General features: G+C 42.5%; 16 protein-coding genes and 1 pseudogene. 7 read left to right on the top strand and 10 right to left on the bottom strand.

Annotated features, from left to right (window positions below):
- Positions 1-10 precede the first annotated feature (10 nt).
- Positions 11-151: pseudogene (locus HT701_RS00850) on the top strand (helix-turn-helix domain-containing protein); the annotation flags it as partial.
- A gap of 26 nt (positions 152-177) precedes the next feature.
- Here the strand turns inward: HT701_RS00850 and HT701_RS00855 are convergent.
- From HT701_RS00855 to HT701_RS00865, 4 genes are all read right to left on the bottom strand, one after another.
- On the bottom strand, positions 178-354 hold the full coding sequence (locus HT701_RS00855; protein WP_001816247.1) for a glycosyltransferase: 177 nt from the start codon (positions 352-354) through the stop codon (positions 178-180).
- Between the two features lie 110 nt (positions 355-464).
- Positions 465-662, bottom strand: coding sequence for a glycosyl transferase family 8 (locus HT701_RS00860; protein ID WP_119920200.1), 198 nt, complete (start codon positions 660-662; stop codon positions 465-467).
- A 696-nt stretch (positions 663-1358) separates the two neighbouring features.
- Entirely contained in the window at positions 1359-1484 is a 126-nt protein-coding gene (locus tag HT701_RS11700) for a hypothetical protein (protein WP_259390943.1), read from the bottom strand.
- A gap of 10 nt (positions 1485-1494) precedes the next feature.
- Positions 1495-3039 (bottom strand): peptide chain release factor 3, encoded by a 1545-nt coding sequence (locus HT701_RS00865; RefSeq protein ID WP_001025442.1) that lies wholly within the window; start codon positions 3037-3039, stop codon positions 1495-1497.
- Between the two features lie 212 nt (positions 3040-3251).
- Between HT701_RS00865 and gatC the strand changes: the two genes are divergently transcribed.
- The 6 genes from gatC (at position 3252) to nusB (ending at position 7982) form a co-directional block, all read left to right on the top strand.
- The gene (gene gatC / locus HT701_RS00870) at positions 3252-3554 is read left to right on the top strand and encodes an Asp-tRNA(Asn)/Glu-tRNA(Gln) amidotransferase subunit GatC (protein ID WP_000705411.1); all 303 of its coding nucleotides are present in this window, start codon (positions 3252-3254) and stop codon (positions 3552-3554) included.
- Positions 3554-5020: an Asp-tRNA(Asn)/Glu-tRNA(Gln) amidotransferase subunit GatA gene (gene gatA / locus HT701_RS00875; protein ID WP_172931101.1), complete on the top strand. Its 1467-nt coding sequence runs from the start codon at positions 3554-3556 to the stop codon at positions 5018-5020. The genes gatC and gatA overlap by 1 nt, the downstream gene beginning before the upstream one ends.
- The gene (gene gatB / locus HT701_RS00880) at positions 5020-6462 is read left to right on the top strand and encodes an Asp-tRNA(Asn)/Glu-tRNA(Gln) amidotransferase subunit GatB (protein ID WP_001008685.1); all 1443 of its coding nucleotides are present in this window, start codon (positions 5020-5022) and stop codon (positions 6460-6462) included. The genes gatA and gatB overlap by 1 nt, the downstream gene beginning before the upstream one ends.
- A 130-nt stretch (positions 6463-6592) precedes the next feature.
- A complete protein-coding gene (gene efp, locus HT701_RS00885; protein ID WP_000568643.1) occupies positions 6593-7153 on the top strand; it encodes an elongation factor P in 561 nt (186 codons plus the stop codon).
- A 21-nt stretch (positions 7154-7174) separates the two neighbouring features.
- Complete coding sequence (locus HT701_RS00890) at positions 7175-7564, top strand: Asp23/Gls24 family envelope stress response protein (protein ID WP_172931102.1); 390 nt, start codon at positions 7175-7177, stop codon at positions 7562-7564.
- Positions 7557-7982 (top strand): transcription antitermination factor NusB, encoded by a 426-nt coding sequence (gene nusB, locus HT701_RS00895; protein WP_172931103.1) that lies wholly within the window; start codon positions 7557-7559, stop codon positions 7980-7982. The genes HT701_RS00890 and nusB overlap by 8 nt, the downstream gene beginning before the upstream one ends.
- A gap of 101 nt (positions 7983-8083) precedes the next feature.
- On the opposite strand, the gene HT701_RS00900 is transcribed toward nusB, so the two are convergent.
- Genes HT701_RS00900 through fabF form a run of 6 tightly spaced genes read right to left on the bottom strand, consistent with a single transcriptional unit; the run spans position 8084 to position 13272 of the window.
- Positions 8084-8851: an acetyl-CoA carboxylase carboxyl transferase subunit alpha gene (locus HT701_RS00900; RefSeq protein WP_172931104.1), complete on the bottom strand. Its 768-nt coding sequence runs from the start codon at positions 8849-8851 to the stop codon at positions 8084-8086.
- Entirely contained in the window at positions 8848-9714 is an 867-nt protein-coding gene (gene accD / locus HT701_RS00905; protein WP_172931105.1) for an acetyl-CoA carboxylase, carboxyltransferase subunit beta, read from the bottom strand. Before accD ends, HT701_RS00900 begins: the two co-directional genes overlap by 4 nt.
- Before the next feature lie 36 nt (positions 9715-9750).
- Positions 9751-11118: an acetyl-CoA carboxylase biotin carboxylase subunit gene (gene accC, locus HT701_RS00910; protein WP_000488675.1), complete on the bottom strand. Its 1368-nt coding sequence runs from the start codon at positions 11116-11118 to the stop codon at positions 9751-9753.
- Between the two features lie 11 nt (positions 11119-11129).
- Positions 11130-11552, bottom strand: a complete 423-nt coding sequence (gene fabZ / locus HT701_RS00915) for a 3-hydroxyacyl-ACP dehydratase FabZ (protein ID WP_000565515.1) — start codon at positions 11550-11552, stop codon at positions 11130-11132.
- Entirely contained in the window at positions 11549-12034 is a 486-nt protein-coding gene (gene accB / locus HT701_RS00920; RefSeq protein ID WP_001052246.1) for an acetyl-CoA carboxylase biotin carboxyl carrier protein, read from the bottom strand. The genes fabZ and accB overlap by 4 nt, the downstream gene beginning before the upstream one ends.
- A 2-nt stretch (positions 12035-12036) precedes the next feature.
- Positions 12037-13272, bottom strand: a complete 1236-nt coding sequence (gene fabF / locus HT701_RS00925) for a beta-ketoacyl-ACP synthase II (protein ID WP_000774063.1) — start codon at positions 13270-13272, stop codon at positions 12037-12039.
- Positions 13273-13292 lie beyond the last annotated feature (20 nt).

Consider the following 13292-nt stretch of genomic DNA (forward strand, 5'->3'; position numbering starts at 1 on the left):
TTAAAACTAAATAACTATAACAGCTATTGCCCAAGGAAAGAAAACAAAGAAACAAGCCTGTGTCGAACTTAATCTTTCTGAAAGACAAATCAATCGTCTGCTACTAGTCTATCAACAGAAAGGAAAAGAAACCTTCAGACACGGAAACAGAGAATTGGAAGATTTTTTATTTGTGTCTTAAATCAGGTCTTGCGTGACATTTTCTGCTCTCCACATACCATTGTTGATTAACAGAACACCAGAATTAAAATTATGTGTATAAAAATCATCTCTAACTGCAGCTAAGGGTATAGCCGTCAAGTCCAAATCCCACAGCTCATCTATCGATTTTCTTACAACAATATCTAAATCCAAATACAGTACACGAGACTCGCTTACATACTTTGGAATAAAGTACCTAAAAAAGCCGCATATGAAAGTCCCTCAAAGGGGAGACGATAACCTTTCAGAATACTACTGTCAATCTAAACATTCACAATCTCACTATTCAAAGTCTCTAGTCTTTTTTCCATCAATTGGAACCATTCTCGCGGAAGGTCATCATTAAAAACATAAAACTTAAGATTATAATGATGAACACAAAGAGATTTTATTGTTGTTTCAACTTTATCCATATAAGCATTATCTGCACCTAAGACAATCGTTTTTTTCTCTTCTTTCACTCTTTATCTTATTTCTTTTTATTCCCATCATATGTTTCTACGTAACCATTATTTTCGCCTATTCGTTCGTAAAACCATACCAGTGGAGATTTTAGATGAAGTCTCATTACGGTTTACAATTTTTACATTACGACACGGAGTTTTACAAATCGATTTCATTTGCCAAACGTAGTTAGTAAGGCAGTTAGCTAGGCTACCTACTTTCTGCTACAACGGAAAAATCCACGAATCAATATTATTCGTGGATTTTTCCTAGTGAAGCGTTTAGGTAAGCCGATTGTTATACTACGACACGTAGTTTGACCAATCGATTCTATTTGCCAAACGTAGTTAGTGAGGCAGTTAGCTAGACCGCTCACTACCAGTTACGACGTAAAGTTTTACGAATCGATATTATTCGTAAAACTTTACTAGTGGAGCGCCTAGAGTCTGGGACAAAAAGATTTTGATTTTATGAATTCTTTATTATAAGTTTTTAAAATCGATAGATTAGACAAAAAAGCAAACAAAACAGAATTCTGAGTGTCAGATAACTTGTTTTGTTCGCTTTTTATATTTAAGGTTAGACTTTTGTCCCAGACTCGTTAGTTACTTAGATTGTTACACAATCAAATAAATTTACTGAACTACGACACTGAGTTTTACAAATCAATTCCATTTGTAAAACTCAGTTAGTGAGGCAGTTAGCTAGGCTACCTACTTTCTGCTACGACGGAAAAATCCACGAATCAATACCATTCGTGGATTTTTCCTAGTGAAGCGTTTAGGTAAGCCGCCATAGCGGTTACCGTCAAATGACAGCAACTTTATGTTGCTAGTCATTTGTAACGATTTACATCTTCTCTTCCAACTCTACATCTGGATACTTGTCCGCAAACCAACGGAGAGCAAAGTCATTTTCAAAGAGAAAGACTGATTGGTCGAAACGGTCTTTAGCCAAGATATTGCGGCTTGATGACATGCGTTCATCCAAGTCCTCAGGTTTAATCCAACGAACGGTCTTTTTACCCATTGGGCTCATGACCACTTCTGCATTGTACTCGCCTTCCATACGGTGCTTAAAGACTTCAAACTGAAGTTGACCAACAGCTCCCAGCATGTACTCGCCTGTTTGGTAATTCTTATAAAGCTGAATAGCTCCTTCTTGCACCAATTGCTCGATTCCCTTGTGGAAAGATTTTTGTTTCATAACGTTCTTAGCAGATACTTTCATGAAAATTTCAGGAGTAAAGGTTGGCAGCGGTTCAAACTCAAACTTGTTTTTTCCAACTGTCAAAGTGTCACCAACCTGATAAGTACCTGTATCGTAAACCCCGATGATATCACCTGCCACGGCATTGGTTACATTCTCACGACTTTCCGCCATAAACTGAGTCACATTCGACAGTTTAGCCCCCTTACCAGTACGAGGCAGGTTAACACTCATACCGCGCTCAAATTCACCAGATACGATACGGACAAAGGCAATGCGGTCACGGTGACGAGGGTCCATATTGGCTTGGATTTTAAAGACAAATCCTGAAAAATCCTTGTCGTAAGGATCCACAATTTCGCCATCTGTTTTCTTGTGTCCATGTGGTTCTGGAGCAAACTTAAGGAAAGTCTCAAGGAAGGTCTGCACACCAAAATTTGTCAAAGCCGAACCGAAGAAGACAGGTGTCAATTCTCCAGCAAGGATAGCTTCCTCTGAAAACTCATTTCCAGCTTCATTTAAAAGTTCAATATCATCTTTTACCTGCTCGTAGAAAGGATTGCTGCTAAAAAGCTTGTCCCCATCTTCTAAACTGGCAAAACGCTCATCCCCCTTATAGAGCTCCAAGCGTTGGTTATAGAGGTCATAGAGCCCTTCAAAAGCTTTCCCCATCCCGATTGGCCAGTTCATCGGATAGCTCGCAATACCCAAGACTTCTTCCAATTCTTGCAAGAGGTCCAGTGGCTCACGACCGTCACGGTCTAGCTTGTTCATAAAGGTAAAGACTGGAATACCACGGTGTTTGACAACTTCAAACAATTTCTTTGTCTGCGCCTCGATACCCTTGGCAGAGTCCACGACCATGACCGCAGCATCCACCGCCATCAAGGTACGATAGGTATCTTCTGAGAAATCCTCATGCCCTGGTGTGTCAAGGATATTCACGCGCTTGCCATCGTAGTCAAACTGCATCACAGATGAAGTAACCGAAATCCCACGTTGCTTCTCGATATCCATCCAGTCAGACTTGGCAAAAGTCCCTGTTTTCTTTCCTTTTACGGTACCAGCCTCACGAATCTCGCCCCCAAAGTAGAGCAACTGCTCAGTGATGGTTGTTTTCCCCGCGTCTGGGTGAGAGATGATGGCAAAGGTACGACGTTTCTTAATTTCTTCTTGAATATTCATAAGTTCTCTTTCTTTGATTCTCTATTTTTCTTGTTTCAATAGCTAAGAATGATTTTTACATTGGATTTTACCATTCCTTTCAACACTCCATTATATCGGATTTTAGCATTTTTTTCAATTTCTATTTCTTTTCACTTCCCCCTCCCTTATTTATAGGAAAATATGGTAAAATAGAACAGACTAAAAATCATCATTTCACGAAAGGATGCAAGATGAAAATTACGCAAGAAGAGGTAACACACGTTGCCAATCTTTCAAAATTAAAATTCTCTGAAGAAGAAACTGCTGCCTTTGCAACGACCTTGTCTAAAATTGTTGACATGGTTGAATTGCTGGGCGAAGTTGACACAACTGGTGTCGCACCTACTACGACCATGGCTGACCGCAAGACCGTACTCCGCCCTGATGTGGCTGAAGAAGGAACAGACCGTGATCGCTTGTTTAAAAACGTACCTGAAAAAGACAACTACTATATCAAGGTACCAGCTATCCTAGACGATGGAGGAGATGCCTAATGACTTTCAACAATAAAACCATTGAAGACTTGCACAATCTCCTTGTCTCTAAGGAAATTTCTGCAACAGAATTAACACAAGCTACGCTTGAAGATATCAAGTCTCGCGAGACAGCTATCAACGCTTTTGTTACCATCGCTGAAGAGCAAGCTCTTGTTCAAGCTAAAGCCATTGATGAAGCTGGAATTGACACTGATAATGTCCTTTCAGGAATTCCGCTTGCAGTAAAGGATAACATCTCTACAGACGGTATTCTCACAACCGCTGCCTCAAAAATGCTCTACAACTACGAGCCGATCTTTGATGCGACAGCTGTTGCTAATGCAAAAGCCAAGGGCATGATTGTCGTAGGAAAAACTAACATGGACGAATTTGCCATGGGTGGTTCTGGTGAGACTTCTCACTACGGAGCAACTAAAAATGCTTGGGACCACAGCAAGGTTCCTGGTGGTTCATCAAGTGGTTCAGCTGCAGCTGTAGCCTCAGGACAAGTCCGCTTGTCACTTGGTTCTGATACGGGTGGTTCCATCCGCCAACCTGCTGCCTTCAACGGGATCGTTGGTCTCAAACCAACCTACGGAACAGTTTCTCGTTTCGGTCTCATTGCCTTCGGTAGCTCATTAGACCAAATCGGACCTTTCGCACCAACTGTTAAGGAAAATGCCCTCTTGCTCAACGCTATTGCCTGCGAAGATGCCAAAGACTCTACTTCTGCCCCTGTCCGCATTGCCGACTTTACTTCAAAAATTGGTCAAGACATCAAGGGCATGAAAATTGCTTTACCTAAGGAATATCTAGGCGAAGGGATTGACCCAGAGGTTAAGGAAACCATTCTGAATGCAGCCAAACACTTTGAAAAATTGGGTGCTATCGTCGAAGAAGTCAGCCTTCCTCACTCTAAATACGGAGTTGCCGTATACTACATCATCGCTTCATCAGAAGCTTCATCAAACTTGCAACGCTTTGACGGTATCCGTTACGGCTACCGCGCAGAGGATGCGACAAATCTTGATGAAATCTATGTAAACAGCCGTAGCCAAGGTTTTGGTGAAGAGGTGAAACGTCGTATCATGCTAGGTACTTTCAGCCTTTCATCAGGTTACTACGATGCTTACTATAAGAAAGCTGGACAGGTTCGTACTCTCATCATCCAAGATTTCGAAAAAGTCTTTGCGGATTATGACTTGATTTTAGGACCAACTGCACCAAGTGTTGCCTATGACTTAGATTCTCTCAACCACGATCCAGTTGCCATGTACTTGGCTGACCTTTTGACAATTCCTGTCAACTTGGCAGGTCTTCCAGGAATTTCGATTCCTGCTGGATTCTCTCAAGGTCTACCTGTTGGTCTGCAATTGATTGGTCCTAAGTACTCTGAGGAAACTATTTACCAAGCTGCTGCTGCTTTTGAAGCAACAACAGACTACCACAAACAACAACCCGTGATTTTTGGAGGTGACAACTAATGAACTTTGAAACAGTCATCGGACTTGAAGTCCACGTAGAGCTCAACACCAATTCAAAAATCTTCTCACCTACTTCTGCCCACTTTGGAAATGACCAAAACGCCAACACTAACGTGATTGACTGGTCTTTCCCAGGAGTTCTGCCAGTTCTCAATAAAGGGGTTGTCGATGCCGGAATCAAGGCTGCTCTTGCCCTCAACATGGACATCCACAAAAAGATGCACTTTGACCGCAAGAGCTACTTCTATCCTGATAACCCTAAAGCCTACCAAATTTCTCAGTTTGATGAGCCAATCGGCTACAACGGATGGATTGAAGTCGAGCTAGAAGACGGTACGACTAAGAAAATCGGTATCGAACGTGCTCACCTAGAAGAAGACGCTGGTAAAAACACCCACGGTACAGACGGCTACTCTTACGTTGACCTCAACCGCCAAGGGGTGCCCTTGATTGAGATTGTATCTGAAGCTGACATGCGTTCACCTGAAGAAGCCTACGCTTATCTGACAGCCCTCAAGGAAGTCATCCAATACGCTGGCATTTCTGACGTTAAGATGGAAGAAGGTTCTATGCGCGTGGATGCCAACATCTCTCTTCGTCCTTATGGTCAAGAGAAATTCGGTACCAAGACTGAATTGAAGAACCTCAACTCCTTCTCAAACGTTCGTAAAGGTCTTGAATACGAAGTCCAACGCCAGGCTGAAATTCTTCGCTCAGGTGGTCAAATCCGCCAAGAAACACGCCGTTACGATGAAGCGAATAAAGCAACCATCCTCATGCGTGTCAAGGAAGGGGCTGCTGACTACCGCTACTTCCCAGAACCAGACCTACCCCTCTTTGAAATTTCTGACGAGTGGATTGAGGAAATGCGGACTGAGTTGCCAGAGTTTCCAAAAGAACGTCGTGCGCGTTATGTATCTGACCTTGGTTTATCAGACTACGATGCTAGTCAGTTGACTGCTAATAAAGTCACTTCTGACTTCTTTGAAAAAGCTGTTGCCCTAGGTGGTGATGCCAAACAAGTCTCTAACTGGCTCCAAGGGGAAGTCGCTCAGTTCTTGAATGCTGAAGGTAAAACACTGGAACAAATCGAATTGACACCAGAAAACTTGGTTGAAATGATTGCCATCATCGAAGACGGTACTATTTCATCTAAGATTGCCAAGAAAGTCTTTGTCCATCTAGCTAAAAATGGCGGTGGCGCGCGTGAATACGTGGAAAAAGCAGGTATGGTTCAAATTTCAGATCCAGCTATCTTGATCCCAATCATCCACCAAGTCTTTGCCGATAACGAAGCTGCTGTTGCCGACTTCAAGTCAGGCAAACGTAACGCCGACAAGGCCTTTACAGGATTCCTTATGAAGGCAACCAAAGGCCAAGCCAACCCACAAGTTGCCCTTAAACTACTTGCACAGGAATTGGCGAAGTTGAAAGAAGATTAATATGTAAAAGAAACCAGCCTTGAGGTTGGTTTTTTCTCCCCTACCATCTCCCAATAACTATTTTGGCTTTATTTCCAGAAGATTTTATGGTAAAATGAAGAGTAATAATATTTATTAAAGAGGTAAAAACATGATTGAAGCAAGCAAATTGAAAGCTGGTATGACATTTGAAACTGCAGACGGAAAATTGATCCGCGTTTTGGAAGCTAGCCACCACAAACCAGGTAAAGGGAACACAATCATGCGTATGAAATTGCGTGATGTCCGTACTGGTTCTACATTTGATACAAGCTACCGTCCAGAAGAAAAATTCGAACAAGCTATTATCGAGACTGTTCCAGCTCAATACTTGTACAAAATGGATGAAACTGCCTACTTCATGAATACTGAAACTTACGACCAATACGAAATCCCAGTCGTAAACGTTGAAAATGAATTGCTTTACATCCTTGAAAACTCTGATGTGAAAATCCAATTCTACGGAACTGAAGTAATCGGTGTCACTGTACCAACTACTGTTGAATTGACAGTTGCTGAAACACAACCATCTATCAAAGGTGCTACTGTTACAGGTTCTGGTAAACCAGCAACCATGGAAACTGGACTTGTTGTCAACGTTCCAGACTTCATCGAAGCTGGACAAAAATTGATCATCAACACTGCAGAAGGAACTTACGTTTCTCGTGCCTAATCTCTAGAAAGAGGTCATTCTATGGGAATTGAAGAACAATTTGGCGAAATCGTTATCGCTCCACGTGTACTTGAAAAAATCATTGCCATCGCAACTGCTAAAGTTGATGGTGTCCACTCATTTTCAAATAAATCCGTATCTGACACCCTATCAAAACTCTCTCTTGGTCGTGGCGTCTACTTAAAAGAAATCAACGCAGAGCTAACTGCTGACATCTATCTCTATCTTGAGTACGGTGTGAAAGTACCAAAAGTAGCTCTTGCTATTCAAAAAGCAGTCAAAGATGCTGTCCATGATATGGCTGATGTGGAACTTTCTGCTGTCAATATCCATGTTACAGGAATTGTTCCAGACAAAACACCTAAACCAGAGTTGAAAGATCTATTTAACGAGGACTTCCTCAATGACTAGTCCATTATTAGAATCTAGACGCGAACTTCGTAAAGTCGCTTTTCAAGCTCTTATGAGCCTTGAATTCGACACAGATATGGAAACAGCTTGTCGCTTTGCCTACACACATGACCGTGAAGATGCAGATGTGCAAATCCCAGCCTTTCTTCTAAATTTGGTTTCTGGTGTTCAAGCGCAAAAAGACGAGTTGGATACACAAATCAACCAGCACCTCAAGTCAGGCTGGACAGTTGAACGTTTGACTTTGGTCGAAAAAAACTTACTACGCTTGGGTATCTTTGAAATCACATCATTTGATACACCTCAGCTGGTAGCAGTCAATGAAGCTATTGAACTTGCTAAGAATTTTTCAGATCAAAAATCAGCCCGCTTTATCAACGGACTGCTTAGTCAATTTGTAACTGAAGAAAATGAATAATCGAAAAGGTGTTTGGTCTTCCAAGCACCTTTTACTTCGTCCTTGATACAGAGTAAGAACCACATAAAAACTAGAACTGACTGCCAGTTCTAGTTTTTGTATTAGTATTTTCTAAACCGTTGATAGCGCTCTTCCAACAACTCTTCTAACTGTTTTTGTGAAAGTAGAGCTAGCTCAGTTTGGAGTTCTTTTTTGACACTCTTAATCAGTTCTTTACTAGAAAGTCCTGCTTCAGAAATCACCTTGTCCACCACGTCCATTTCTAGCAGCTCGTGTGAAGTGATTTTCATCAGTTCTGCCGCTTCCATGGCACGAGTGCCGTCCTTCCATAAAATGGAAGCAAAGCCTTCTGGGCTGAGAATGGCATAGATAGAATTTTCCAGCATCCAAACACGGTCTGCGACTGCTAGAGCCAGAGCCCCGCCTGAACCACCTTCACCTATAATGATGGCGATAATCGGAACTTTCAGGTCACTCATTTCCATGAGATTGCGAGCAATAGCTTCTCCCTGTCCACGTTCTTCCGCTCCGACACCAGGATAGGCTCCTGCTGTATTGATAAAGGTCACAACTGGACGGCCAAACTTTTCAGCCTGTTTCATCAACCGCAGAGCCTTACGGTAGCCTTCTGGATGCGGTTGTCCAAAATTCCGTTTTAGATTATCTTGTAAACTCTTACCTTTTTGGATACCAACTACTGTTACAGCTTGATCTCCAAGCCAGCCGATACCACCAACAACTGCACCATCGTCACGAAAAGAACGGTCACCGTGTAATTGGATAAATTCATCAAAAATGCCTGTCGCAAAGTCCAAGCTTGTCAAACGACTCTGCTCACGCGCTTCTCTGACTATTTTTGCAATATTCATCTAGGACTCCCTTCGTGCAATTTGACTAGGCTAGCAATCGTATCTGGCAAATCTCTTCTTTTGACAATAGCATCCACAAAGCCATGTTCTAATAGGAATTCTGCCTTTTGGAAATCCTCAGGCAAGCTTTCACGAACCGTATTTTCAATCACACGACGCCCAGCAAAACCAACCAAGCTCTGTGGTTCAGCCAGAATGATATCGCCTTCCATAGCGAAAGAAGCTGTCACACCACCAGTCGTTGGATCTGTCAAAATGGTCAGGTAAAAGAGACCAGCATTTGAATGGCGTTTAACCGCTGCAGAGATCTTAGCCATCTGCATGAGACTCATGATTCCTTCCTGCATACGGGCTCCACCAGAGGCTGTGAATAGGACAACTGGCAATTTTTCGACAGTCGCATACTCAAACAAACGAGTGATTTTTTCACCTACCACCGTACCCATAGAAGCCATGATAAAGTTAGAATCCATAATCCCAAGAGCCACAGTCTGACCTTTAATAAGAGCAGTTCCTGTCACAACGGCTTCATTCAGACCTGTTTTTTCACGCATAGATGCCAGTTTCTTTTGGTAACCAGGGAAATGCAAGGGATCCTTGCTTTCAATCCCTGTAAACAATTCTTTGAAGGTTCCCATATCAATCGTCAAAGCCAAGCGTTCTTGGGCAGAAATACGAAAGGTATAGCTACAGTGCGGACAGATACGTTCACTTCCCAGATCCTTCTGATAGATGGTATGCTTACAACCTGGACACTGGGAAAATAATTCATCTGGAACCTCTGGCTTAGCTTGAGGTTTTTCCCTAACCGAACGATTGGGATTGATTCGAATATACTTATCTTTTTTACTAAATAGAGCCATTGATTCCCCTTTTCGGTTTAAACTCTTAAAGTCATTTTATTCTTTTTCTTGATATTTAGGTAAGAAGGTTTCCATCAAGAAGGAAGTATCATAATCCCCAGCAATGACATTGCGATCTGAAATGAGGTCAAGCTGGAAATCTGCATTGGTCTGCACTCCTTCAATCTCTAATTCATAGAGGGCACGTTGCATTTTCATCAAGGCGTCAAAACGATTTTCGCCGTGTACTATGATTTTGGCAATCATACTATCATAATAAGGCGGAATGGTATAACCTGGATAAACTGCTGAATCCACGCGCAAGCCAACTCCACCACTTGGCAGATAGAGATTGGTAATCTTACCTGGACTTGGAGCAAAGTTAAAGGCTGGGTTTTCTGCATTGATACGACACTCGATGGCATGACCGCGTAGGACAATATCTTCTTGCTTAACAGACAAAGGCTGACCTGCCGCAATGCAAATCTGTTCCTTAACGATATCCACACCTGAAACAAACTCTGTTACTGGATGTTCTACCTGAACACGAGTATTCATCTCCATGAAATAGAAATTGCTACTTGCTTCATCAAGAAGAAATTCAATGGTTCCTGCATTCTCATAGCCAACAAACTCTGCCGCTCGAACAGCAGCAGCACCTATTTCATGACGCAGCGTTTTTCCGATTGCAATCGAGGGACTTTCTTCCAAAACCTTTTGGTTATTCCGTTGAAGAGAACAATCCCGTTCACCCAAGTGAATCACATGTCCATGCTCATCACCTAGGATTTGAACCTCAATGTGCCGAGCTGGATAGATAACCCGTTCTATGTACATGGCACCATTGCCATAATTGGCCTTGGCCTCACTAGAGGCAGTTTCAAAGGCAGAAACGAGGTCATCTGGTTTTTCAACCTTACGAATCCCTTTACCACCTCCACCTGCTGAAGCCTTGAGCATAACAGGATAGCCAATTTTTTCAGCAACAATTAAAGCTTCTTCAGAGTTATGCACTTCTCCATCTGAACCTGGTATAACAGGCACACCTGCTTTAATCATCTGAGCACGCGCATTGATCTTATCCCCCATCATATCCATAACATGACCAGATGGACCGATAAACTTGATACCTACTTCTTCACACATGGTCGCAAATTTGGAATTTTCACTGAGAAATCCAAAACCAGGGTGAATAGCTTCTGCCTCAGTCAAGACTGCAGCTGATAGAACTGCATTAATATTGAGATAAGACTCTGTTGCCTTGCCAGGACCAATACAAACTGCTTCATCTGCCAAAAGCGTATGAAGAGCTTCCTTATCAGCAGTTGAATAAACCGCTACCGTCGCAATCCCCAATTCACGTGCCGCACGGATAATACGAACCGCAATTTCACCACGATTGGCAATTAAAATTTTTCGAAACATGGAGAACCTCCTTAGTTCCCAATTGCAAAAGTAAGGGTACCACTGGCTGCAAGCTTGCCATCCACTTCAGCCTTTGCTTCAACCACAGCTATGGTGCCACGACGTTTTACAAAAGTCGCTGTCATAACCAATTGGTCGCCTGGTACAACTTGCTTCTTGAACTTAACCTTGTCCATACCAGCGTAAAAGACCAGTTTTCCTTTATTTTCAGGTTTTGATAACTCCAACACACCAGCAGTTTGCGCCAAGGCTTCCATAATCAGAACACCTGGCATAACTGGGTATTGAGGAAAATGACCGTTAAAGAAAGGCTCGTTGATGGTCACATTTTTGATAGCAACAATGGTATCCTCGCTCACTTCCAAGACACGGTCCACTAGAAGCATAGGATAACGGTGGGGAAGGGCTTCTTTGATTCCTTGAATATCGATCATTTGATACGTACCAATCCTTTACCAAACTCAACCATTTCTTCGTTAGAGACGAGAATTTCCGTTACCACACCATCCTTAGGAGCTGGGATTTCATTCATGACTTTCATGGCTTCGATAATGACCAATGTTTGACCTTTTTTGACACTATCACCAACTGTAACGAAGGCAGGTTTATCTGGTCCAGCAGCCAAGTAAACCACTCCAACAAGTGGACTCTCTACAAGATTTCCCTCAGTAGCCACACTTGCTTCAGCTGGAGCTGGAACTTCTTCTGCTACAGTCTCTGCTGGAGCAGATGTAGGAGCTACTGGACTCGGTGTTGCTAGAACGGGTGCTGGAGCGACTTGAGTTGCAACTTCAGGCACAGATCTCGCTTCATTCTTGCTAAACTGCAACTCATCCGTCCCATTTTTATAAGAAAATTCTCTCAAACTTGACTGGTCAAATTGAGTCATCAAGTCTTTAATATCGTTTAAATTCATACTTATCTATTCTCCCAACGTTTGAAAGCAAGAACTGCATTGTGGCCTCCAAAACCAAAAGTATTTGAAATAGCGTATGGAATTTCTTTCTCCAAGCCTTGTCCATAAACGACATTAGCTTCGATATAATCTGATACTTCACTTGTCCCAGCTGTCATTGGTACAAAGTTATGACGCATAGCTTCGATGGTGACGATAGCTTCTACTGCACCCGCAGCCCCCAGCAAATGTCCTGTAAAAGACTTGGTTGATGATACAGGTACTTCCTTACCAAGAACAGCTACGATAGCACCACTTTCTCCTTTTTCATTGGCAGGAGTTGACGTTCCGTGAGCATTGACATAGGCTACTTGCTCTGGAGAAATCTCAGCTTCTTCCAAGGCTAGTTTGATGGCCTTGATAGCTCCCTGACCTTCTGGATGTGGAGAAGTCATGTGGTAGGCATCACAAGTATTTCCGTAACCAACCACTTCAGCCAGGATAGTAGCTCCACGTTTTTCAGCGTGTTCAAGACTTTCTAGAACCAACATCCCTGAACCTTCACCCATAACAAACCCATTGCGATCCTTATCAAATGGGATCGAAGCACGAGTTGGATCCTCTGTAGTAGAGAGAGCTGTTAAGGCTTGGAAACCAGCGATGGCAAAAGGTGTGATAGAAGCTTCTGTTCCTCCCACCAACATCACATCTTGGAAACCAAACTTAATGGAGCGGAAGGCATCCCCAATCGCATCATTTGATGAAGAGCAGGCAGTATTGATAGATTTACAAACACCGTTTGCACCAAAACGCATGGCTACATTCCCAGAAGCCATATTTGGTAAAGCTTTTGGAAGAGTCATTGGTTTGACACGTTTGGGTCCTTTTTCATGAAGGCGAAGTACCTGATCTTCAATTTCCTTGATTCCACCAATACCAGATGCAACGATAACACCAAAACGATCCCTATTAAGAGCCTCTACATCAAGATTGGCATGATTTACAGCCTCTTGGGCTGCATACAAGGCATATAAAGAATAGTTATCAAAACGGTTGGTATCTTTTTTTACAAAGTATTTATCGAACGGAAAATCTTGGATTTCTGCCGCATTATGCACATCAAAGTCACTATGATCAAATTTTGTAATGCCACCAATGCCGATTTTCCCAGTTGCTAAACTATTCCAAAATTCTTCTGGTGTATTTCCGATTGGAGATGTTACTCCATAACCTGTTACCACTACTCGATTTAGTTTCATTCTTTTCACCTCTAGCTTTC

Origin of the sequence: Streptococcus sp. 10824, assembly GCF_013276595.1 — a bacterium.
Classification (GTDB): domain Bacteria; phylum Bacillota; class Bacilli; order Lactobacillales; family Streptococcaceae; genus Streptococcus; species Streptococcus pseudopneumoniae.

Bases quoted from the DNA above. Each gene is read 5' to 3' on its own strand.
- HT701_RS11700 (WP_259390943.1), bottom strand. From the start codon at position 1,484: ATGACTAGCAACATAAAGTTGCTGTCATTTGACGGTAACCGCTATGGC.
- HT701_RS00865 (WP_001025442.1), bottom strand. From the start codon at position 3,039: ATGAATATTCAAGAAGAAATTAAGAAACGTCGTACCTTTGCCATCATC.
- gatC (WP_000705411.1), top strand. From the start codon at position 3,252: ATGAAAATTACGCAAGAAGAGGTAACACACGTTGCCAATCTTTCAAAA.
- gatA (WP_172931101.1), top strand. From the start codon at position 3,554: ATGACTTTCAACAATAAAACCATTGAAGACTTGCACAATCTCCTTGTC.
- gatB (WP_001008685.1), top strand. From the start codon at position 5,020: ATGAACTTTGAAACAGTCATCGGACTTGAAGTCCACGTAGAGCTCAAC.
- efp (WP_000568643.1), top strand. From the start codon at position 6,593: ATGATTGAAGCAAGCAAATTGAAAGCTGGTATGACATTTGAAACTGCA.
- HT701_RS00890 (WP_172931102.1), top strand. From the start codon at position 7,175: ATGGGAATTGAAGAACAATTTGGCGAAATCGTTATCGCTCCACGTGTA.
- nusB (WP_172931103.1), top strand. From the start codon at position 7,557: ATGACTAGTCCATTATTAGAATCTAGACGCGAACTTCGTAAAGTCGCT.
- HT701_RS00900 (WP_172931104.1), bottom strand. From the start codon at position 8,851: ATGAATATTGCAAAAATAGTCAGAGAAGCGCGTGAGCAGAGTCGTTTG.
- accD (WP_172931105.1), bottom strand. From the start codon at position 9,714: ATGGCTCTATTTAGTAAAAAAGATAAGTATATTCGAATCAATCCCAAT.
- accC (WP_000488675.1), bottom strand. From the start codon at position 11,118: ATGTTTCGAAAAATTTTAATTGCCAATCGTGGTGAAATTGCGGTTCGT.
- fabZ (WP_000565515.1), bottom strand. From the start codon at position 11,552: ATGATCGATATTCAAGGAATCAAAGAAGCCCTTCCCCACCGTTATCCT.
- accB (WP_001052246.1), bottom strand. From the start codon at position 12,034: ATGAATTTAAACGATATTAAAGACTTGATGACTCAATTTGACCAGTCA.
- fabF (WP_000774063.1), bottom strand. From the start codon at position 13,272: ATGAAACTAAATCGAGTAGTGGTAACAGGTTATGGAGTAACATCTCCA.